The 22,029-nt window shown below is 40.9% G+C and carries 18 protein-coding genes; 11 read left to right on the plus strand and 7 right to left on the minus strand.

Translation table 11 applies throughout. The features are described 5' to 3' along the window. Position 1: 1 nt before the first annotated feature. The 4 genes from E0E36_RS23565 to E0E36_RS23580 all read left to right on the plus strand — a co-directional run bounded on the left by E0E36_RS23565 (position 2) and on the right by E0E36_RS23580 (position 4,989). Positions 2–955 (plus strand): metallophosphoesterase family protein, encoded by a 954-nt coding sequence (locus E0E36_RS23565; protein ID WP_130857998.1) that lies wholly within the window; start codon positions 2–4, stop codon positions 953–955. A 149-nt stretch (positions 956–1,104) separates the two neighbouring features. Further along, the gene (locus E0E36_RS23570) at positions 1,105–2,265 is read left to right on the plus strand and encodes a TIGR03364 family FAD-dependent oxidoreductase (RefSeq protein ID WP_130857999.1); all 1,161 of its coding nucleotides are present in this window, start codon (positions 1,105–1,107) and stop codon (positions 2,263–2,265) included. A 20-nt stretch (positions 2,266–2,285) separates the two neighbouring features. Then, on the plus strand, positions 2,286–3,611 hold the full coding sequence (locus tag E0E36_RS23575) for a DUF5690 family protein (RefSeq protein ID WP_130858000.1): 1,326 nt from the start codon (positions 2,286–2,288) through the stop codon (positions 3,609–3,611). A 130-nt stretch (positions 3,612–3,741) separates the two neighbouring features. After that, positions 3,742–4,989 carry a PQQ-dependent sugar dehydrogenase gene (locus E0E36_RS23580; RefSeq protein WP_242627382.1) on the plus strand — a complete coding sequence of 416 codons (1,248 nt, stop codon included), beginning with the start codon at positions 3,742–3,744 and terminating at the stop codon, positions 4,987–4,989. A 233-nt stretch (positions 4,990–5,222) separates the two neighbouring features. Here the strand turns inward: E0E36_RS23580 and E0E36_RS23585 are convergent, their stop codons facing one another. Next, complete coding sequence (locus E0E36_RS23585; RefSeq protein ID WP_130858002.1) at positions 5,223–5,411, minus strand: hypothetical protein; 189 nt, start codon at positions 5,409–5,411, stop codon at positions 5,223–5,225. Positions 5,412–5,577: 166 nt separating this feature from the next. On the opposite strand from E0E36_RS23585, the gene E0E36_RS23590 reads away from it, so the two are divergent. Continuing rightward, positions 5,578–7,278: a hypothetical protein gene (locus E0E36_RS23590; RefSeq protein ID WP_130858003.1), complete on the plus strand. Its 1,701-nt coding sequence runs from the start codon at positions 5,578–5,580 to the stop codon at positions 7,276–7,278. 95 nt (positions 7,279–7,373) lie between these two features. Here the strand turns inward: E0E36_RS23590 and E0E36_RS23595 are convergent, their stop codons facing one another. Beyond that, positions 7,374–8,792: an HTTM domain-containing protein gene (locus E0E36_RS23595; protein WP_207303802.1), complete on the minus strand. Its 1,419-nt coding sequence runs from the start codon at positions 8,790–8,792 to the stop codon at positions 7,374–7,376. 184 nt (positions 8,793–8,976) lie between these two features. Here E0E36_RS23595 and E0E36_RS23600 point away from each other — a divergent pair, with 184 nt between their 5' ends. Next, positions 8,977–10,239 (plus strand): DUF2264 domain-containing protein, encoded by a 1,263-nt coding sequence (locus E0E36_RS23600; RefSeq protein WP_130858004.1) that lies wholly within the window; start codon positions 8,977–8,979, stop codon positions 10,237–10,239. Between the two features lie 213 nt (positions 10,240–10,452). Here the strand turns inward: E0E36_RS23600 and E0E36_RS23605 are convergent, their stop codons facing one another. The 3 genes from E0E36_RS23605 to E0E36_RS23615 all read right to left on the minus strand — a co-directional run bounded on the left by E0E36_RS23605 (position 10,453) and on the right by E0E36_RS23615 (position 12,625). Next, positions 10,453–11,106 carry an NAD(P)-dependent oxidoreductase gene (locus tag E0E36_RS23605; protein WP_013663504.1) on the minus strand — a complete coding sequence of 218 codons (654 nt, stop codon included), beginning with the start codon at positions 11,104–11,106 and terminating at the stop codon, positions 10,453–10,455. A gap of 65 nt (positions 11,107–11,171) precedes the next feature. After that, positions 11,172–11,834, minus strand: coding sequence for an NADPH-dependent F420 reductase (locus tag E0E36_RS23610; RefSeq protein ID WP_130858005.1), 663 nt, complete (start codon positions 11,832–11,834; stop codon positions 11,172–11,174). Between the two features lie 209 nt (positions 11,835–12,043). Further along, a complete protein-coding gene (locus E0E36_RS23615) occupies positions 12,044–12,625 on the minus strand; it encodes a Crp/Fnr family transcriptional regulator (RefSeq protein ID WP_130858006.1) in 582 nt (193 codons plus the stop codon). A 95-nt stretch (positions 12,626–12,720) separates the two neighbouring features. Between E0E36_RS23615 and E0E36_RS23620 the strand changes: the two genes are divergently transcribed. Beyond that, positions 12,721–13,500, plus strand: coding sequence for a DUF4197 domain-containing protein (locus E0E36_RS23620; protein ID WP_130858007.1), 780 nt, complete (start codon positions 12,721–12,723; stop codon positions 13,498–13,500). A gap of 24 nt (positions 13,501–13,524) precedes the next feature. Here E0E36_RS23620 and E0E36_RS23625 read toward each other — a convergent pair whose 3' ends face one another. Further along, positions 13,525–14,568 (minus strand): helix-turn-helix transcriptional regulator, encoded by a 1,044-nt coding sequence (locus E0E36_RS23625; protein ID WP_130858008.1) that lies wholly within the window; start codon positions 14,566–14,568, stop codon positions 13,525–13,527. A 160-nt stretch (positions 14,569–14,728) separates the two neighbouring features. On the opposite strand from E0E36_RS23625, the gene E0E36_RS23630 reads away from it, so the two are divergent. From E0E36_RS23630 to E0E36_RS23645, 4 genes are all read left to right on the plus strand, one after another. Further along, complete coding sequence (locus E0E36_RS23630) at positions 14,729–17,113, plus strand: TonB-dependent receptor (protein WP_130858009.1); 2,385 nt, start codon at positions 14,729–14,731, stop codon at positions 17,111–17,113. Between the two features lie 24 nt (positions 17,114–17,137). Further along, positions 17,138–18,409: a DUF4374 domain-containing protein gene (locus E0E36_RS23635; RefSeq protein ID WP_130858010.1), complete on the plus strand. Its 1,272-nt coding sequence runs from the start codon at positions 17,138–17,140 to the stop codon at positions 18,407–18,409. A 72-nt stretch (positions 18,410–18,481) separates the two neighbouring features. Further along, positions 18,482–19,807 (plus strand): PepSY-associated TM helix domain-containing protein, encoded by a 1,326-nt coding sequence (locus tag E0E36_RS23640; protein ID WP_130858011.1) that lies wholly within the window; start codon positions 18,482–18,484, stop codon positions 19,805–19,807. An 84-nt stretch (positions 19,808–19,891) separates the two neighbouring features. Further along, positions 19,892–20,737 (plus strand): alpha/beta hydrolase, encoded by an 846-nt coding sequence (locus tag E0E36_RS23645; RefSeq protein WP_013663496.1) that lies wholly within the window; start codon positions 19,892–19,894, stop codon positions 20,735–20,737. A gap of 4 nt (positions 20,738–20,741) precedes the next feature. Here E0E36_RS23645 and E0E36_RS23650 read toward each other — a convergent pair whose 3' ends face one another. Continuing rightward, positions 20,742–22,025: a voltage-gated chloride channel family protein gene (locus tag E0E36_RS23650; protein WP_130858012.1), complete on the minus strand. Its 1,284-nt coding sequence runs from the start codon at positions 22,023–22,025 to the stop codon at positions 20,742–20,744. Positions 22,026–22,029 lie beyond the last annotated feature (4 nt).

Raw genomic sequence — 22,029 nt, forward strand, 5'->3', positions numbered from 1 at the left:
TATGAATTATCAAAGAAGAAATTTTTTAAAAGGAGCAGGCTTGTTGTCGGCTTCTTCTTTACTTGCTTTTGCCAATCTAAGCGCTTTTGCCGCTGAGAAAAATAAGAAAAACATAAAACGGGCACTGCGGATTGCGCATCTTACAGATATCCATTTGCTTAACGAAGCTAATCCAAAAGCTGCCTTTGCCAAAGTGTTAAAGGATGTAAATACATTAAGTGATAAGCCGGACTTGATTATTAACACAGGTGATTCACTTATGGACATGAATAATAAAACAAAGGAAGAGGTAACCAACCTTTGGACAGCCTGGGATGAAGTTATTCAATACAATCATCTGCCGGTCAAAAGTTGTATCGGTAATCACGATGTCTGGTACCTTTCTTCGGAGCATGCAGCATACGGGACGTCAAAGGACGATGCGTATTATGGAAAACAATGGGTTAAGCAGAAGTTGGGATTACCTGGTGAATATTATACTTTTGATAAGGGGGGATGGCGATTTATTGCCTTGGATAGTATTCATTATGTAACTGATAAGGGTGGCTATACTTTTGGAGAAGAGCAACTCGAATGGTTAAAAGATCAGTTGTCAAATACACCGAAAGATATGCACGTACTGATTTTTTCGCACGTACCTATTATATCCGTTACTCCCCTACTTTATGCCGCACAACGTAAACCTGCCAAAGAACTCGGCTTCCCAGGGGGGGATCAACACGTGGACGTAATGGACGTAAAAAAAATATTCAAGGAAAGTGGCAAAGTTAAAGTTGCGCTCAGCGGCCATGTACATTATGTAGACCAAGTGGATTATTTGGGTGTCTGTTATTATTGTGGCGGAGCCGTTTCGGGGAATTGGTGGAATGGCGTTTTGGATGATTTCCCGCCCGCATATTCTATATTGGACTTATACGAAGATGGCTCGAGCCGATACGAAACCATTTATTATTAACCGAAACAGATTAACATCAATGTTCCTACGGATTAACATGACTTAGTTCTTTATTCTTAACAAAAAATTAACATAAACATTGTTTATTTATAATAAACAATGTTTATAATTGTCTTATAAATGGAATTGGTTTTTTATCGATTAAAACAATGCAAGCAAAATTTGATCTTATTGTTGTAGGAAGTGGTATTTTGGGAACCTTTCATGCTTACCATGCGCTTCTGAGAGGATTAAAAGTGCTTTTACTCGAGAAGGATAGCTACCCTGTAGGCGCAACCGTGCGAAACTTCGGTCAGGCCGTACCTTCTGGCATGGTGGATCAATGGTTTTGGTATGGTGTAAAAGGACTTGAAGTTTATCAAGCACTCCAGAAAGAATTTGATATTTCGGTGCGCAATAATGGAAGTGTTTACATTGCTTCTGATAAAGACGAACAACAACTTATTCACGAACTAAAGACGCATTATGACACTGTAGGATATGCCTGTGATTTGCTGAGCAGTGATAAAGTGCTGAAAAAATACCCGGCTATTCGATCGTCTTACGTGCAAGAAGCGCTGTTTTTTCCTCAAGAAGTAAGTTTAGAACCCAACAAGATGATTCATCGAGTACATGCCTATATGCAATCGCGGTTTGAAAATTTAACACTTAATTATAATGCACCGGTAATTGGTGCCGAGCAATTAAACGAAGGTGTTTGCGTAAGAAGATCGAATGGCACATCTTACTTGGGGGCTAAGTTGGTGATCTGTAATGGCAATGAGTTTAAACTACTCTTTCCGGATATCTTCAGTGCCAGCGGACAAATGGTTAGTAAATTACAGATGCTGCGTACGGTTCCAATGCCGAAAGTTGAATTGGAAGGTAATATTTTGACAGGATTGACCATTAGACGCTATGAAAGTTTTGAAATGTATTGTCCCTCATTTAACCAAATTGGCACGCCCGAGCATTATCTTGAACTTAAAAAATGGGGTATTCATATACTATTCAAAAAGGCAACTGACGGAAGTTTTATTATAGGTGATTCACATGAATATGCCGATTCGAATCAAGTGGATGATTTAGGCTTTCAAATTAGTTCTTACATCAATCGGTTGATGCTTAATGAGGCGCAACGTATTGTCAATTTCGATGTACAACAAATCGCCGGTAGCTGGGCAGGGTATTACCCGCAACACCCTGAGAAGAATATTGTGGAAATAAATGTAACAGATGACATCCACATCCGTACTTGTATTGGAGGAAAGGGCATGACGGCAGGAATAGGTTACACGGAAGCCAGTATTCAGCAACTCTTCGATCATTAGGTACGAATCGTCAATACACAATGGAAAATACAAAGAAAAGTAACGTGACAACCTGGTTGTCGCGCACATCGGATATTGCCTTTATTTTATGGTGTTCCATCGCCGCTTTCGGAGCGTACTTTTGCATGTATGCTTTCCGTAAACCTTTCAATACCGGTCATTACGACGGCTTGCGTCTTTTTGGTATGGACTATAAATCTGTTCTTATCATTGCGCAAGTGTTTGGCTATATGTTGTCCAAGTTTATCGGTATCAAGGTAATTGCCGAGCTAAAAAGCGCCCAACGTGTTTGGCTGATTATTTCACTTATTCTAGCGGCTGGTCTCAGCCTATTGCTGTTTGCCCTTGTTCCCTTTCCATACAATTTTATCTGCTTATTTCTAAACGGGCTCCCTTTAGGGATGATTTGGGGGATTGTTTTTAGCTTTCTAGAGGGGCGACGATTTACGGAATTATTAGGTTTCGGTTTAAACATAAGTATCATCGTGGCATCCGGCGTACTCAAAACGATATACGTTTTTATACAACAACAAATTCACATTAGTGAATTTTGGATGCCTTTTATTGTTGGTGCGCTGTTCTTTCCCTTTTTTCTACTATTTGTATGGATGCTTGCCGTTATTCCCGTACCTAACGAAAAGGACCGACTATTGCGAACGGAAAGAATACCCATGGATAAAGAAACAAGGAAGCATACGATGGCACTTTATGGTGTCGGAGTAGTGACAATCGTTGTCGTATATGCATTTTTAACCGTTATGCGTGATTTCCGTGATAATTTTTCGGTAGAGATCTGGGATGAAATCCAACCAGGCTACGTGGGGACTGTTTTTGCCACCACCGAGATTATCAGTAGTATAGTTGTGATTCTGTCAGTGGGTTTGATTGCCTTTATACGAAATAATCACAAGGGTTTTCTGTGCACACTCATATTAATGGTTTTTGGTGTGCTTTTGAGTGGTACCGGTACACTGCTCTTTCAAATGCATTACTTAAATGCTTACTCTTGGATGATGTTATTAGGAATTGGGCTGTTCCTGGCTTATACACCGGTACAAACAGTCCTATTTGAACGAATTATTGCACTGTTTAAGCTGAAAGCAAATGCTGGTTTTTTTGTATACATCTGCGATTCTGTTGGATATCTCGGAAGTGTAGCGCTTCTTTTATTTAAAGAATTCGGCTTACCGGGTGTGAGGTGGTCATCTATACTAATTTATTTTTCTTACGCCATTACCCCCATTTGTCTAATTCTCCTCCTTGCCATATTTATTTTTTTTACGGATAAGTTAAGGTCGAAAAAAAAACAATCGGTTCATGCTGAAGCGGATATCATACTAAAATAAATCCATCCAAATGAGTGCAACACAAAAGATACAAAGCACTTAGGCGGAAATTGCTCGATATTTTTAGTTTTACATTCAATAACCTACAATGATTAGGTGTCGGATTAATACTAAAACAACAGCTAAAACAATGTTTAAAAAAATTGTAAAAAAAACGAGTGTGCTTGCATTCGTAAGTGCTTGTCTTGCCTGCTCATCACCTGCAAAGAAAGAGCCGAAAACAGCCAAACTTACACTAGAACCGGGTTTTTCGGCTACTGTTATTGCAGACTCTTTAGGCGCGGCGCGTCACATTGCGGTCAGTCAGCAAGGCGATGTATACGTTAAATTGAATAATTTAAAAGATGGAAAGGGAATCTATTGTTTGTCAGACACGGATCGTGACGGGACGATCGACAAAACAGTCGCTTTTGGTGATTATACCGGCACAGGTATTTTAGTCGATCAAAAATATCTGTATGCATCATCTAACACAACTGTATATCGATATAAGCTCGATCAAAATCAGCAGGTGACTGATGTGGACCACCCTGAGGTTATAGTTAAAGGGTTGGTTGCGCATGCCATTGATGGTGCAAAACCGCTGGTGATTGATAAGGAACGGAATTTATATGTAGCAGTTGCCTCCTATTCAGATGCCTGTGCAGACGAAACAAAAGACGGGAAATCTTGTCCTTTACTAGATTCCGTAGCAGGTATTTGGCGATTTGACGCCGATAAGTTAAATCAGGAGTACAGCGATGGTGAACAGTATGCAACGGGATTAAAGGGGGTGATGGGATTTGCATGGAACGATGTATCCAATTCACTTTATGCCTTACAGCATGGCCGGGGCAATTTTCATGAAAAGTTTCCGCAATATTTTGATGCAACCTATTCGGCTACCTATCCCGCTGAAACGTTATATGAGCTAAAAAAAGGGGCTGATGCGGGCTGGCCCTATATTTACTACGATCATATTCGGCATAAAAAATTACTGGCTCCCGAATTTGGAGGGGATGGTAAAAAAGAAGGTGATAGTAAGTACTTGGAGCCCGCCCTGGCATTTCCAGCACACCTGGGGCCAAATGCGATGCTCTTCTATACAGGGACTATGTTTCCTGAGAAATATAGGAACGGCGCTTTTATTGCTTTTCATAATCAATCGCCGGAACTGCATAAGGGTTTCTGTGTCGCCTTCGTGCCTTTCAAGAATGGTAAGCCGACAGGGAATTGGGAGATTTTTGCGGACGATTTTGCAGGAATCGACTTGAAAAATCCGACGGGCCCCAGTCAACATAAACCGTGCGGATTGGCCCAGGGTCCGGATGGAGCTTTGTACGTAAGCGATGACCTGCAGGGAACCATCTATAAAATTACTTATAACGCTAAAGGATGACAACTACTTTTTCTGCTGAACGCTTTAGTTTCGATTTAACACACAAATGAAAGTGTTTATATTAAAGGAACGTTTTCTTTAGTCACTTTTTTCCGCAAAAAGTGACGCAAAAACTCATCGCTTGGAACTTTGCTACAACGGCAGTGCATCAACGTGCAAACCGCAAATTTCCTAGGCGATATTTTGGCAGAACGAGGGCTTTTACTTTTAACCAATGTATTACATCTTCAGCCCTAAATATAGCCTTGTGCGTGGGAAAAGCGGCCTTGGAGGATACCGCAGCAACGAGCAGCAAAGCATTTGCACTCCTGCTCATTGTGCAGTATCCAAGCGGATTGAGGAAGTGAAACGGCTCCAATACGTGCCGTTGATGCTTTGCCATCAGTTGCAAGGTAGCCTACACAGCCTTGGGTTTTGTTCAACTTTTTGCCAAGAAAAAGTTGATTAAAAAAATCGTTCTTTTTTTAAAGCGATTTCCTCATGTGGATACCTCATTTTTTCACTGTTTGGTATACTGTTTACTATACAATATCGACACACCTACACTAGGATTCCTTTTATTTCGTATTAAGCTCCAAAGGGGGCGTAATGCAGAAGAAGAATAGAAGAAAGAGAATAATAACTATAGCCAAGGAAAGTGTTGATGCTTATCGTAACAGAAAGCAGTTAATTTTATCATTAGCCAGTCTACTTCTTATTGGAGGAGTGATTTATACGTACCTGATGGCGCGTGTAACGCTTGGCAATAAAACTGAAGTGAAACAAGTGATAACAAGTAAAAGTGCCTTGTTGCAATTAGAAGATAGTTTATCGCTGACCAATAAACAACTTTTACAATTAAATACGCAGGTTGAAGAGCAACTACGTGCTGAACGAAGTGAATTACGGCCTATTAATGAAAATGGGGCCAATAAAGTTTCAAAGACCAACAAGCAGCTTATCATTAGAAAAATAGAAGCGATCTTAAAATATTTGAAAACTCCACTTAACCAATTTAACCAATTACCGGCGTATTTCATCAATAACGCTTCTTTAGAACAACAGATTAGATCGTATAATGAAGAGTTGGCTAAGCTACAGCAGGTGTATAAAGAAAAATCGAAATACGATACCTCTTATTTTATCCCAATTGAACGTTCGCGAGATGATCTTATTAACAAACTGGACACTGAAAAAAGGGAGCTCCTTAAGCCAAATAGAGTCCCACAGCGTAAAAGGTTCTATACGCGGCAACCTTCTGAAAAACTCATCGCCCTTTTCAATAGCCGGGATTCAATCACGGAGATTTATTCAGATCAGCTTGAGCGATATCAAAAAAAATTAAGTCAAACACAAGTAAGTGATTTAATGGATTCATTGGTAGCACCTCAGATTCAAACGGTGCAACCCGCCGAGATCTCTCGGTACATATTACTTCCCAACAGTGCATTGAAATGGTTATGGGTTGTTTTGTTGCTTGCTGTTTTTGTAGGGATCATACCCTTTTTTATTGGCTTTTTTAGAAGGTATAAATCCCCCATTGTAAAGCGGCTCGAAGACCTTGACATCTCGCTTCGAACAGAAAGCAGTAAGCTGGAGCTAAATAAAAATGTAAATCAAGAGCTTGTTGCCTTTAACTACGGAGAACTCATTCAAGAAGTTGAACGTTTAGCAAAAAAGCCAAGTCTTATTGTCTTTAACTCTGTTGAGGCAGAAAAAGAACAATATATAATAAGTGTACAACTTGGAGCTTTATTGGCGAAGCTTGGAAATGAAGTGCTTCATATAAATCTCTCAAATCAATTTGATCGACAATATATGGATAACGTATATACATACGATTTTATTGAGTTTATTGGCAACGCTGAGCGTATAAAGAATCAGCTTTGTCAAACGATGGAGAAGAAAACGGAAGGCCCGGTACTGGTTAATATTGTTAAAACGTTTCGAACGGGCGACGTGAAAGGCGAATCCGGCTTGAATGACTACGGGAGCTTGCAGCATTTTTTTGCGAAGGCAGGGTTAAAAGAAATACTCTTAACGCTTAAGCAACACTTTAATTATGTTATCATTGGTACGCCTGATTTTTTAGCGCTTGACTCCTCTTTATTGGCTGTTCCTCAAAAAGAAATAAACGTTTATGTCTTCAAAGCAGGAATCACACAAAGAAAATCAGCAAACATGTTGTGTAAACTAAGTGAGTCCGAATCGACAGCAACGATTCATGTATTAGACTTTTCAGAAAAAACGATTCAACAAATCTCGCCAAATTTGCTGGCTAAAACGAAGCAAATAAAAACCTTAGCATAAATGAGTAGAATGTCTATACAACACCGTGCAAATATAAAAGCTAATACGGTGATTCGCGGATTGCGATCTTGTTGATTTAAGGTTCGGATGGATTGTTAATACGCTCGAATTTGCGGCAGGAAATATTCCGGTATGGGTGTGTTTTTCTTGTAAATTTCTTCGGGGGCGTCCAGAATCCAGTGTTGGTGGGAAAAATATCTCCAGGAAGTTGCCGCTAAATCAACGGTGGGATCAATAAATGGGTAATAGGGGCTACCATTTACGGAAACCATACTTTGCGCAAATACCGAAACTACTTGTCCTCTTTGCTTATATTCCTTTGCTAAGCGCTGGGCGAATTGCCAAATAGCATCCGGGGCTGTACTGACAAGGTGTAGTTGATGGGGCATTACGTATTCGTTTAACCGAATCTGTTCTTTCTTACCGGTTTCTTTATTAACAACGTAAAATGTGATCTGCCCGGATTTTCGTCTGAGCATCATACGCCATGCCAGGCGATGGCCTTCTTCCGTCCAGAGTACGTCACCTGCTATTAGGTGATGGCGCAACGGTAAATAGAGTTGCCAGAGTACATAAGAAGCCAATAGAAGCAATAAATATTTGCTCAAAGGGCGGGGAGGAGATGAAACGACACGATATGGATTATTCGTCAAATATTGTCCAAATCGCTTTCGAATTAATTCAGGTGGAAAACAAAATATAGCTAATGCTAAAGCAAAATAAGGGAAGATACCGATGTGTAAAGTGATTGAATTGAAAATATGAAATAGCAGTGCGGCGATAAATGCAATAGTACGTGTAGGTTTCCATAATAGAAGGGGTATTACCAGTAGATCAAAGCCAATGCCAAGCCAGGATAATAGTCGTGCAAAATTTTCAGAAGAAAGTAGGTCGGCGAAATGACTCCAGGAAAAATGTGTACGGTACCAAGTTGACGAATCGGAAAGTCGTAAATGCAAATATTGTCCATTGTACCAACCGGGATATAACTTTGCAATACCGGCAAAAGTGTATACAATCAATAATTGAGTAACAAATAAATAGCGTTGCCAATTAAACATGCTTTGCTGACCTTTTGTACGTCCTCGTCTAACATCCAGTGAAAGTGCGCGATTCGCCGGCATAAAAACCATAAACCATGCAATGAGCATCACTAAATAGTAATGATTGTTGTAGTTTGATTTTTGCATGAAATAAACCAACGACCAACCCAAACTAAACAGGAGAATGCTGACCCGATAACGGTAACCGATTGCGATACAGAGCCCAGATAATCCGAGTACCACAAATAAAAGGTACATGATATCTCCTAATAAAAATTGGGTCCATTCGAAACCAAAAAAGGGGAATGTAAAATTAGGGTCGACGAAGGTTTCCTTTACCCAGCCCGTTACAATAGCCCCCCAACATTCCAGCAAAGCCAAGAGCCCAAAAAATATCCTAAAAAGAATGAGTTGGATATGGTCGATCTTTTTAAAAAGCCAAGGCATCTGCATGGTATCTTCTGTAACCAAACTTACATAACAGATATTAAGTTTGCAAAATTTGCGGCATAGGTTTTCAGGTCATTGCTTTAAAAAAACACAACCATACTGATTGACACTGTATATTGCTTAAAAACAGCCATAAGGTTGCTGTTGAGTTAGAATATGTTCATTAAATACCTATTTTTGGAGGATAACCGTATACGGACTTAACATGAAAAGAAGAAGCCTTTTAAAAGGATTGTCCCTGGCCGGACTGGTTGGTATATATAAACCTTCAACCTTACTTGCTCGTACTGAAATAAATAACGATACAGCGTCGATCAATGGCTCACGCGATCGGGCTTATTGGGTCTCGTTAATGGATAAGATAGCGAGTCCGGTACTTGACAATATGAGTAAAGGCCTGTTACGAAAAAATATGGATATGCGGGTCAGTCCGATATGGGATAACCGCGATATAGGAGTCGGATATTTAGAAGCTTTAGGTCGTTTAGCTGTTGGTATGGGGCCCTGGCTTGCTTTAGAGGAGGTGAATGCCAATGAAAAAGTAATCCAATCACGATTAAAGAAGCAATTGCAGGATAGTATTGCAAAGGGAGTTGATCCGAAAAGCGCAGATTACCTAAGTTGGGACAAAGGATCTCAACCCCTAGTGGATGCTGCTTTTTTAGCACAGGCTTTCGTGAAGGCCCCGAAGGTATTGTGGGAACCGCTAAGCGACGGTACTAAGCAACAATTAATCCACGAATTTAAGCAGCTTCGACGCATAAAGCCTTACGAAAGTAATTGGTTGCTCTTTGCCGCTATGATAGAAAGCTTTCTTTTGGAAATAGGTGAAAATGTGGAGGAAAAAAGAATTGATTATGCTATTGAGAAGATCGTGACTTGGTACAAGGGAGATGGATGGTATAGTGATGGAGCGGTTTTTAGTTTCGATTATTATAATAGTTATGTTATTCAACCCATGCTGGTGGATATTTTACGAGTAAATGTGAAACAGGGGCGCCGTACGCGGGACGAATTTGATCGGGCGTATAAACGCATGCAACGATATGCCGAATTTTTGGAGCGCATGATTTCACCGGAAGGAACGTATCCAATCTTCGGAAGATCGGCAACCTATCGTACGGCCATTTTTCAGCCTTTGGTGCAACTGGCCTTAGAAGATGCCCTGCCTGATTGGATTACACCTGCACAAGTGAGGAGTGCAATAACAGCTGTGAAGAAGCGGGTGTTTATTCCGGAGAGCTTTACAAAGGATGGTTGGCTAACTTTAGGAATTATCGGGGATAGGCAAAGTGGTTTGGCAGACAGTTATAGTAATACAGGAAGTATGTATTTAACATCATTATCTTTCTTGCCCTTAGGCTTACCCGAGACGCATCCTTTTTGGTCGGCTCCTTTTCAAGAATGGACCATGTTAAAAGCATGGAAAGGAGAGCCTTTTAGAAAGGATTACCACGTAGATTTTTAAGACTAAAATAGGTTGTTAAAATGTTTTAGCAGAATGTTAAAATATGTTAAAACCCCAAAAAAAGTTTTGCGATGTACCTGCTCCTTATTATCTTTGTGTCATCATAATTTAGGTTTATAATTGGTTAGTAAAGGTCTTCAATCTCCCCGGTTGGAGACCTTTCGTTTTAGCTAATTGTTAAGTTATACTATCCTTTTGAACAAACCCTCATGTTTAGTAAGCAACCGTGAAGCGTTGTTTAATATGTTGCGGATTTAAAGCTTCGTCAACAATGGCTACGGCCAGATCGTCTACCGTTATCCAACTTCTTCCAGCTTCATCAGCAACAGGATAATCAGTACCGGTTCGATAAGTACCTTTTCGTTCTCTCGGTAGGCCATGGTGCATTTCAGGTGCAGGGCTTATAAATGTCCAGTCGATATCTTGTTCTTGTTTTAGGATGTTTAAGTAATCACGGGCGGCCTGAGCGCCGGGTTTCCACTCAGCCGGAAATTCGGGTGTATCAACGATCTGTAAACCCTCAGCAGCATATAGGCTGCCTGCACCTCCAATTACCAGTAATCTCTTTACGCCAGCTTTTTTTACGCCTTCTTGAATAGCTTTTGAGCCGGTTAAGAAATCATTGTACAAGTTTGGATTTGTCCAGCCGGCATTATAAGAACTGATCACAAGGTCGAAACCTTGGATGGCTTTTACAAAATTTTCTGTATCAAGTACATCAACCTGGGTGATGTGCAGCTTTTCATCCTGTGTATTTAATTTAGAAGGATCTCTCAGCAAGACGGTTACCTCTTGCCCTCTATTTAATAACTCGTTTAAAATAGTTTCGCCAACAAATCCCGTGGCGCCAATTAATGCAATTTTCATTTTATTCGTTTTAAGTTTACGTTATAAGCTTTAACAGCTTGTTTTATATAGATTTTGATGCTTAATTAATTATGCAAAATTTTCCAACCGGCGTGCCAATTATAATGGTTTTTTATTCCCAGTTGCATTAACAGAATCTGCATATTTTCCAATGTTCTACTTTTGCTCAAATTTCCGGCAATCACCGGCCTAAAACCAACTTCTTTCACCAGTGCTTCCGTCTGGCTTAAAGCGGCCTCATCGTCACCCGCTAAAAAGCAATCAGCCACGTGATTTGAAAATACAGGCTGACCAAAATTGGCTGCAAAGGTGGTATTAAATGCCTTCACGACTTTCGAATAGGGTAAAAGAGCTTGCAGTTCTTCCGCTGCACTGGTATGCTCGGGCAAAAGTGATCCCTGAAAATCAGGTGTTATCGGATTTGAGATGCTGATAACGATCTTTCCCGTAGTCACCGGTGCGATTTTGGCCGCCAAATCCTTCTCTGCGCTATAAGGAACCGCCAAAACAATGATATCAGCTTCCCAACTGGCATCGACGGGGCATAAAATCCAGTCGCTATCCACTTCTTGATTTATCTTTTTCAATTGATGATATAAATCTTGAAGCTTGGCCTGGTTTGTTCCCATTAGTAATAAACGATAAGAACTCCCTGCCAAGCTCTTCGCTAAGGCAGAGCCCATTTGTCCGGTGGCTCCAACAATAGCAATCGTTTGTTTTGTATTCATATTTCCTTCGTTTTGTACTACAAAGGTAGAGACAAATGGAGCCCTATTCTGTTGATATGAAATAAGAAATAGGATTGATATAGATCAAGAGGGGGGAGGTAGTTGTACGTTCTATGTGATAAGTTATACGTTTTAAGTAGAAGCCTCCCCTCATGAGTCTTACGTCCTGATACTTATATCCCGTTTCTACGTATTACCTACTTTGACAATCAACTTTTCTTCAATAATTGTTTTCTAACCCGACTTAAGGTTTCAGGAGTCATGCCAAGAAAGGAAGCCAGCATATGTTGAGGTACTCGTTGGCCGATATGGGGATTTTCGGCAATAAAGCCCAGGTATCGCTCTTCTGCCTGTGTAGTAAGTGTACAGGCAATTCGACGTTGCATGCTGATTAGACTATTCTGCATCAGGATACGCATATAGCGTTCCATTGCCGGAATCGCTTGTAACATCTCTTCCATCGCCGGTTGCGTAATAAGCAAAACTTCTGCTTCCTCTAATACATCAATATCGTAGCTAGCGGGAGTACCCGTTAAAAAACTGTAGCTGTCACTAATCCACCAGCCTTCCGGCGCAAATTGAACGATATGCTCGTTCCCTTTGTCGTCCACCTGATAAGATCGCAACATGCCCTTTTCTACAAATACGATGTATTTGCATGGATCTCCTTGTTGGAGTACATACTGTTTTCTGCGGTATTTTTTTGGAATGAAAAAAGTTTTTAATTGTTCCATTTCCGCTTCCTGAAGCGAAATTTTTCTGTTAATGTGTTCAAATAAAATCTCGAACATAGCGTTATCGGAAAACCGAAGCAATATATTAAAATTCGGTGAAGAACTTTCTTATATTTAAGCCATATTTAAGGAAATACGTAATTACAAAAGGAATGAAGAAAGTCAGCAGTGTTTTACTACTCTTAATAATCAGTTTAGCGATTTCATCTAATCTACAGGCCCAAAGCATTTTTGACAAAGTTAAAAAGGCAGTAGAGCAGCAGAAAAATGCGGATAGTAGCACCACGAATAAATCAACGAGCAGCAATAATAGCGCGGTGGAGAAACTAAGTAGCACTGATGTTTCGGGTGCATTAAAGCAAGCGCTTAATATAGGTGTCGAAGAAGGTATAAAAAAATTAGGAGCGGAAGATGGTTTTTATAAGAATAATCTGGTAAAGATTTTACTACCTGAAAAACTACAAAAAGTAGAATCCACTTTACGAATGATGGGTATGGGAAGCTTGGCTGATCAGGGAATTAAACTATTGAATAGAGCGGCCGAAGATGCCGTGACTGAAGGCGTGCCTATTTTTGCTAATGCGATTACATCCATGACTTTTGATGATGCAAAGAAGATTCTTTTAGGTACGGATACGGCGGCCACCAGCTATTTAAAGGGAAAAACATCTGCACAATTGTACCAGGCTTTTGAACCAAAGGTTGAAAATTCGTTAGGAAAGGTGGGTGCCGATAAAGTATGGAATCAAATCATTACCAAATATAACAGCATCACTAAACAAAATGTTACCCCTGATTTGAATCAGTATGTAACGGAAGAAACGCTTAATGGTGTATTTAAAATGGTTGCCGAAAAGGAAAAAGGTGTGCGCGATAATGCGGCGTTCAGAAGTACGTCCTTGTTGAAGAAGGTGTTTGGTGCACTGGATTAACCCATTTTCTGCTTCTTTGCAAGCTTATAAACTATGGTCTAAACAACCGTTTAAGAAGGCAACAAACAGGGGGAGCGACTGTGAAATTCTTTTCAGTGCTTGTTTTGGCGTATATCCAAAATGCTTTTTATAGGTACTGATAAAATGGGATACGCTGCGGTAGCCCAATATGGAGGACATCTCATTTACGGAATAATCTTCGAGTAGCATTTTTTCAGCTTGTTGCATACGTAAATGGATGACATAAGCGTAAATGGTTGTCCCATATAGATTTTTGAAACCCTGCTTCAATTTAAGCTCGTTCAACGAGAACATCCGGGAAAGTTGTTTGATAGTAGGCGGATTGTCGAAATGTGTGGTTAGGTATGCCTTGACTTTTTCAAGCGTTGTATATAACGTGTTTTCTAATCCTTTATAAGTAGTATCCAGTTGAGTATGTTCTACGTAGGATAGAAATAAAAGCTCTTTCAGTTTTAGCTCTATAAAATAACGTTGATGTAAACCGTCATAAGTTGATCGAAACAACTCTTGCAATATTTTCAGAACCGGGAGGCTAATGGCACAAATTTCGTCATTCGAACCGCTTTCATCCCTCTTCAACACACGTTGCACGAGGGAATCTTTAGCCGCCCAGTGTTCTTTTTCTACGAGTTTGCGAAAAAAGTCGCTCGATAGGTAAATGGCGACATAATTTACCTCATTCCCTCCCCGCATGTCAAAGTTGCGATGATAGTCTTTAAAATAGTTCCTTCGCATTATCCCTATATCAAGGTCGCACGAGGAGTCTTGTAAAGGCTCCATCATGCGCGATTTCCCGTTCAAGAAGAAGCTAAGTTGAATATGCTCGCCCTCAACAATAAATTGATCAGTAACTTTTTTCCGAATCGAAAAATAGGTTTCCAGCATCAGAAAGCCTGAGCTGTAGCGAGATTTACTTTGGATATCGGCGCGTTCACTTGTTTCATTGACTTGGCTTTCTGTTACTAACTCTTCCTGATTGTAAGCATTATCCAGCCTTATATCACAAACTACGGTTTCTGACTCTATTAATTTAGAATAAATATACATAATTCTTTTTGCGCTATTTTTATTCCGTTTTCCGTCATCCAATCTCTTACGACCTCTCTATTTTTGAGCGAAATTATTTAAAATAAGTCTAAATACCAATTCCGATACAGGAATATGAAATGGTAAAGATGCTCAACCAAATCAAAGATTAAGGATATACGTGAAAAGATTTTTATTTTACCTTTCGTTTTTTTTCTTCTTTTTCCAAGCGGCACGAGCGCAAGAGCCAAGTGCTCTCTTGTCGGGCCATGTAAAAGATAAAAACGGTCGACCCATAGCGCAGGCCGGTATTTATGTAAAGTATACCAAATTCGATACCATAACAAGCGAAGATGGCTCATATTTTTTGCATCTATATCCGGGCGATTATGAGATCACCTGTTCGGCTTTAGGCTATGAAACGCAATCGATCAAAATTCACGTTGGAAAAGGAAAACAACAAAATCTATCTTTTACCTTAAAACCTGATGCGCGGATGGCACTCAACGAAGTGGAGGTTATTGGAAAATCAGCCATCAAAGAAGTGCGAGAAACTCCTTACAACGTGGTGGCACTAGATGCGAAGTCTTTATATAATTCAACCCTCGATTTAGGTCATATGTTAGATAGGGCTTCGGGGGTTAAAATACGAGAAACCGGCGGTACCGGCTCCAATATGTCGGTTTTCCTCAATGGATTCACCGGGCGACACGTGAAGCTGTTTATGGACGGTGTGCCGATGGAGGGTTTTGGCTCTGCTTTTCAATTGAATAATATTCCCGTTAATATTGCCGATCGTATTGAGGTGTATAAAGGGGTAGTACCGATTGAATTTGGAGCAGATGCTATGGGCGGTGTCATTAACATTGTCACCAATCAAAGTGCAAACAGCTATTTAGATGCGTCCTATTCCTACGGCTCTTTTAATACACATAAATCGAATATTAGTTTAGGGCATACCACACCTAAAGGCCTCACATTCCAACTGAATGCTTTTCAGAATTACTCGGATAACGATTATCGGGTTTTTACGACGGTGCAATATCCCAACGGTAACCAAGAGGACCAATGGGTACGCCGCTTTCATGATACCTATCATAATGAAACCATTATGGCGAAGATCGGCTTTGTGAAGAAACCCTGGGCCGATCGCTTATTGTTGGGTTTAACATTAGGGCAGGAGCACGCGGATATCCAGCATGCCAATATTATGAAAATTGTCTATGGACAAAAGGAGCGAAGGGCATCGACCATACTGCCATCTTTGACCTATGAGAAAAAAGATCTGTTTGTTGACGGGTTGAACCTACGCCTGACAGCAAATTACAACAGTAATTACAATCGAAATATAGATACCGCTGCTCGTCAATATAATTGGTTGGGCAACTCGTGGGCAAAATCTTCAAAAGGAGAGTCGGGTGTGCATACACTAGGCGAGTTCCGTAACAAAAATGCCTCGGCTACGGCCAATTTAAGTTATCGCATCAATGAGATGCACTCCTTCTCGGTTAGCGATGTAATAGCTGGTTATAAAAGGCAAAACACAGATGAGGTGGCTATTCTTGATCCGATATCGGCAGCCGATACGATTAAAAGGGAGAACCGAAAAAATATCTTTGGTGCTTCTTACCGCTTTAGTTATAAACGCAGATGGGTAACCTCAGTTTTTATGAAGCATTACACCCAAAACATTACCGGGCCGGTTGATACCTCCAGGACTTCAGGTACTTTTTCTTACGCTCGTTTTGATAAAGCTTATCATACTACCGGATACGGTATTGCCAGTACTTATTTTTTACATAAACACTTGCAGTTGAAAGTGTCCTGGGAAAAAGCCTACCGCTTGCCTACCGAGAACGAGTTGTTTGGCGATGGGGTGCTGGAGACGGGAAATGCTTCGTTACGGGCAGAGAATTCGTATAACTATAATCTGGGTTTGACGTTCAATAAGCAACTCACGAGTGATCATAATCTGTATGTAGATGTAGCAGGTTATTATCGGGATATTAATGATTATATCCGTCGGTTAATTGATCAGCGCTTGGGAGGGGCGGCTTACAGCAACCACGGCAAAGTGCGTAACGTTGGTGTAGACACCGAGCTTCGTTATTATTATCGAGACATTTTTTCGCTTGGCGGAAATGTAACCTATCAGAATATGCGCAATAAAGAACAATTGGTTTCCGAAAATAGCACACAGCTAAGTAATGTTTATGACGATCGGGTACCGAATGTGCCTTATTTCTTTGGAAATGCTGACGCTGCTTATTTTATTCGTGATTTTTGCGGCAAGGGTAATGTGCTTTCCTTAGGCTACAGCCTAAACTTCATTGGCCAGTTTTACCTGCATTGGGAAAGCCAGGGCGATCGTAATACGAAGCTCGAACTACCTCAACAACTTTCGCACGACTTTAATATGAGCTATATGATGAAGAACGGACGCTACAATATCGCATTTGAAGCACGCAATTTCACCAATGAAATGCTTTATGATAACTATAGCTTACAGAAACCGGGCAGAAGTTTTGCGCTCAAGTTGCGCTATTTCTTAGTGAAAAGACATTAACAGAAATATATACACTCAATTTTCATGAACATGATTCAATTCAACACCTTTAAAAAAAATAGTTGGTTGCTTGGTCTGGCGGTGTTTGGCCTTACAGCTTGCAGTAAAAGTGATGGTCCCGATACCGGGGGCGGTGATTTTAATGGCCAAAAGTATTTTATTGCTGCTACAACCGGTACAGCGACCTATTTGTTAACAGCGGATGATTTAACCAACCATAGTGATACCATTACTACTACAGGTAATGGTGTGGAGCTGCTCACGACTTATACCACTTGGGTAAATTATGGTACAAAGGCCACCGTTGGTCTTTATTATGCGCAGGGGAATCCGGGCGTTGGCGTTACCTATGGTTTAGCATCGGATGGTTCCTTGGCACCTGTTGGGAATGAATTTTTGATTAATTCGCGGTTTACTACTTATGGGACATATGACCATTATGTGTTAACAGGCGTAAGTGGACAGACTTTAGATGATGGTAGTATTGGTTCTACTTTCAACTTTATCGATATGAACAATCGCAGTCAACTCACCCAAAAATCCATCAATACAACCAATTTTACAGGAAATGGAGATATAGCCACTTTTTCGGGCATTGTTGATTTAGGAAACGGTGAGTTCTTAACAGGGGTAGTAGCTTCGGGGCTGAAAGAAGAAGGTTCAGGTGGAGGAAGTAGCACTGGCAAGGTAAACTTCCCGGACAGCGTTTGGGTGGCGGCGTTGGATGCCGATTTGAATGTAAAGCGAATTTATCGGGATGATCGTTTAAGTTACAGTTCCGGAAGATTTAAATCCCAATACTATTCACAAATAGCCAAAGATGGAGAGGGGAATGTATATGTGTTCTCCGGTTCTTATGATGGTACAACAACCAAACCGGCTGGCGCTTTACGCATTAATCGGGGTGCCGAAACATTTGATCAGGATTATTATTTCAATATCCAAGAAAAGTCAGGTGGTTATCGCTTTAGAAAAGTATGGTATATTACAGAGGATTACTATTTACTCGAATTCTACAATAGTGTTCAATACGATACCAATACGCCTGCAACGCAATATGCGATCGTAAAAATGGGAGATCGATCCTTCACCTGGTTAACCAATGGTTTCCCATCGAAAGATCAAATAACAGCCACAGGTCTTCCTTTTGCCGATGGAGGCAAGTTGTATTTTCCGGTGACAACCGATACAACGGCTCCTACAATTTATGTGATTGATCCAACGACAGCCAGCGCAACGGCTGGTCTAGTAATACAGGCAGAATCTGTCAATTCGGTAACAAAATTAACACTTTAATAGCTTTGTCGACATCTCCGGTATTCGTTGAAAACGAATACCGGAGATCACTTTTACCTTAACCATTGAGCTATGATTGCTAAACAAAGGACTGTACAGAAAAAATACACCCTGCGAAAATTTATTGGTGATATTCATTTATGGTTGGGTATCGCTAGTGGATTGATACTGTTTATAGTATGTCTTACGGGTACGATTTATACCTTCAAGGATGAAATAACCCGCTTTTTGAATAGGGAGGTTTACCACGTCGTACCGAAGGCCGGGCAACAACTGATCCCGGTAGATCAGTTGATTGCACAGATTTCGAGGGAAACCAAGTCGCGTGTTACAGCCGTGACCATACCGAACAATCCGCAAGAAGCCTGGACCTTTGCAACTCAACCGGTCAAAATAAAAAAAGAATTAGCGAAAAAGCCTAGGCAGGACAGAAAAGAAGGTAAAAGTGGCGAGGGCAAGGCCGGTGGACATGGCCGCAATAGAGGTACCAACTATCTCGTGAACCCTTACACCGGCGAAATACAGGGGACAACACAACATGCATCATCCCAATTCTTTTTGATAATGATGCAAGCGCATCGCTGGTTACTCATTGAGGGAGGAGTTGGTAAAATGATTGTTGGAGTTGCTACGTTGGTTTTTCTGATACTCGAAATTTCCGGATTGGTCTTATGGGCTCCTGCTAAATGGAAGCAGATGAAAAAATGGAAAATGTGGAAACCGGGATTTACCATTAAAACTTCCAATTGGAAACGATTTAATCACGATTTGCACAATACCTTAGGTTTCTATTCATTTATCCTGTTAACCATTATGGCATTGACGGGCCTTTGCTGGTCTTTTGAATGGTATCGTGATGGGGTAAGCAATGTAATGGGTGCAAAGGTTTTCGGTGGAAGGAATGAAAAATTCCCGGGATCCGAGCTTAAGGGGCAAAACCAGCGGTCTTTGGAAATAGCGGATTATATAGCTTTGGCTAATGCGCAACTCTCCTATAAAGGAGACGTTCGGATTAGCTTACCGGCAGATGAGGCTGCTTCGGCTGTAGTTTATAAGAACAAAACCGGTTTTTTTGCGCCTGCTGCGACGGATAAAGTAGTGATTGATCAATATAGCGGTGAATTAATTAAAGTCGATCGATTTGGTGATAAACCACTGAACGAACGCATCGTTGCTTCCATTAAACCTTTGCATCTTGGAGATATCTACGGCACTTTTTCCAAAATTCTTTATTTTATCGGTTGCTTAATAGCTACCAGTTTGCCTGTAACCGGTACGATTATTTGGATCAATAAGCTTAAAAAGAAATCAAAAAAGACAAGCGCGAAAAAGAACCTTGACCAACCAGTTGAATTTAAGACGCGTGTTCGTGATATGCGCATAGAAATAGAAGAATAGATCGGAGTGATGGAAAGGAGGGGAGCCTAAACGACTATTATATGCTGTCTGGAACAAACAGAACATATTTAAAGTTGTTGTAGAATGAAATATACCATACATACATTATTTGTGTTTTTTTTCTTTATGATGGATTTGCAGGCAAAGGAGAACGATAGTCTTTTAATTGTTGGGAAAAAGAATAAAATTGTTTCCCGGCAATTGAAAGAAGAACGATCTATTTGGATTCATTTGCCGGAAAACTACCACGATAAACGCGCAATCAATCATCATTATCCCGTAATTTACGTGTTGGATGCCGAACTGAATTTTTTAACCGTAACCGGAGTACAGGCCGCCTTACATCGCGGAGGCCGTAGCCGTAAACCCGATGCCATTATTGTTGGGATTGAAAATACCGATCGTACCCGGGACTTGACGCCCACACCGGCAGTTAGCGAGCGTGGACATGCCACTTTAACAAATAGCGGTGGTGGAGAACGCTTTGTCTCCTTTCTTGAAAAAGAACTGCTTCCCTTGGTGGATAGCCAATTTCGTACGAGCAAAAGACGCGTGCTCATCGGCCATTCTTTTGGCGGGTTAACAACCATCAATATCTTTCTAAAACACACCCAATTATTTTCCGATTATTTAGCTATCGATCCAAGTTTATGGTGGGATGATTCCAAATTGTTGACAGAAGCAAAGGAGATTCTGCAAAGATCGCAATTTGATCACGTTGGTTTATTCGTCGCCAGCGCCGGAATGGAAAAAAACATAAATCCAAACCATGAAAAACGCTTGTCATTGCCTGATATGCTCAAAGAAACGACACAACCAACCTTACGATGGCATTATAGGCGTTTTGATGAAGAGAACCATGGGAGTGTAGTGTTACCCGCACTATTTTATGGTTTACGCTTCCTTTATCAGGATAACTATCAGCCCTAGTCTCTTAAGCGTCTAATTTCTTTATGCCAATTTTTTGTGCACTATAGATTCCATTATGTCCACTGAAAAAATAAGCCGTATAACAAGCGATGGCGAAGTAGAGTACATATTCTCCTCCGAACAGCTCAACGCCCATAATAGTACAAGCTAGGGGAGTATTGGTGGCACCGGCAAAAACGGCCAGAAAACCTAAGGCAGCAAAAAGACTGACGGGTGCATCTAATAACGTTGATAAGGTATTTCCCAAGGTTGCTCCAATATAGAATAGCGGTGTCACTTCGCCACCTTTAAAGCCGCTGCTTAGGGTGACGCTGGTATAAATGGTTTTCCACAGCCAACTCCAGGTATCAGCCCCGCCAGCTTGGAAAGCGGATGGGATGGTAATCGCGCCATTATATTCCGCATCAACACCTAAGCTCAAATAATCGGGTTTACCTAAAATAAATGTTAAGAGAATGATCGTTAGCCCACCCACCATAGGCGCAATCCATGTTTTAGAAAAAACGCTAAGGAAAAGATGCTTCATCCTATGGACCATTTGCGCAAATAATAAACTGGCTAAGCCAAAGGCAATTGAGGCGATTACAACTTTTATTAACAGCAAAGGGTTCAACGAGAAATAGGCGTCAAAATAATTTGGAATATCAATTGCATCGATCCGGTAACTCGTATGATGGACCTGCCATGCCGAAACGGTAAGGTCGCCGATAAGGCTTGCCACTAAGCAGGGAAAAACGGCTTGGTATTGAATGCGTCCGATGGTTAACACTTCGAGCGCAAAGATGGCACCGGTTAGTGGTGTACCAAATACGGCACCAAAACCTGCAGCTACACCAGCGGTCAATAGAATACCAGTTTCTTTGTCGTTTAAACCAAACCATTTGCTAAAGGCTTGCGCAATACTTCCTCCAATTTGTACAGCCGTACCCTCTCTGCCGGCAGACCCTCCGAAGAGGTGGGTAACAACTGTGCTCAATAAAACCAAAGGTGCCATACGTTTCGGAATACCTCCTCCCGGTTCGTGAATTTCGTCGATAATTAAATTATTACCCCGTTCGGCATTTTTTCCGTACAGTTTATAAGCAAAATGGATAAGCAAACCTGCTAGGGGGAGGAAATAAAGTAACCAAGGATGCTCGAAACGAAAATGGATGCAAAGATGAAGCAACCAAAGAAACAGGGCAACCATGCTCCCTATCGCGATAGACACAGGGAGGATAATAAGGGTCCACCGCAGTAGATTTTTCAAAACGCGAACCTGTTCAAGCAAGAAAATTTTATCTATCATGGTA

This window comes from Olivibacter jilunii (genome assembly GCF_900607235.1).
Classification (GTDB): domain Bacteria; phylum Bacteroidota; class Bacteroidia; order Sphingobacteriales; family Sphingobacteriaceae; genus Olivibacter; species Olivibacter oleidegradans.

Bases quoted from the DNA above. Each gene is read 5' to 3' on its own strand.
- E0E36_RS23620 (WP_130858007.1), top strand. From the start codon at position 12,721: ATGAAGAAAGTCAGCAGTGTTTTACTACTCTTAATAATCAGTTTAGCG.
- E0E36_RS23565 (WP_130857998.1), top strand. From the start codon at position 2: ATGAATTATCAAAGAAGAAATTTTTTAAAAGGAGCAGGCTTGTTGTCG.
- E0E36_RS23650 (WP_130858012.1), bottom strand. From the start codon at position 22,025: ATGATAGATAAAATTTTCTTGCTTGAACAGGTTCGCGTTTTGAAAAAT.
- E0E36_RS23570 (WP_130857999.1), top strand. From the start codon at position 1,105: ATGCAAGCAAAATTTGATCTTATTGTTGTAGGAAGTGGTATTTTGGGA.
- E0E36_RS23645 (WP_013663496.1), top strand. From the start codon at position 19,892: ATGAAATATACCATACATACATTATTTGTGTTTTTTTTCTTTATGATG.
- E0E36_RS23615 (WP_130858006.1), bottom strand. From the start codon at position 12,625: ATGTTCGAGATTTTATTTGAACACATTAACAGAAAAATTTCGCTTCAG.
- E0E36_RS23605 (WP_013663504.1), bottom strand. From the start codon at position 11,106: ATGAAAATTGCATTAATTGGCGCCACGGGATTTGTTGGCGAAACTATT.
- E0E36_RS23625 (WP_130858008.1), bottom strand. From the start codon at position 14,568: ATGTATATTTATTCTAAATTAATAGAGTCAGAAACCGTAGTTTGTGAT.
- E0E36_RS23635 (WP_130858010.1), top strand. From the start codon at position 17,138: ATGAACATGATTCAATTCAACACCTTTAAAAAAAATAGTTGGTTGCTT.
- E0E36_RS23600 (WP_130858004.1), top strand. From the start codon at position 8,977: ATGAAAAGAAGAAGCCTTTTAAAAGGATTGTCCCTGGCCGGACTGGTT.
- E0E36_RS23575 (WP_130858000.1), top strand. From the start codon at position 2,286: ATGGAAAATACAAAGAAAAGTAACGTGACAACCTGGTTGTCGCGCACA.
- E0E36_RS23640 (WP_130858011.1), top strand. From the start codon at position 18,482: ATGATTGCTAAACAAAGGACTGTACAGAAAAAATACACCCTGCGAAAA.
- E0E36_RS23610 (WP_130858005.1), bottom strand. From the start codon at position 11,834: ATGAATACAAAACAAACGATTGCTATTGTTGGAGCCACCGGACAAATG.
- E0E36_RS23580 (WP_242627382.1), top strand. From the start codon at position 3,742: ATGTTTAAAAAAATTGTAAAAAAAACGAGTGTGCTTGCATTCGTAAGT.
- E0E36_RS23590 (WP_130858003.1), top strand. From the start codon at position 5,578: ATGCAGAAGAAGAATAGAAGAAAGAGAATAATAACTATAGCCAAGGAA.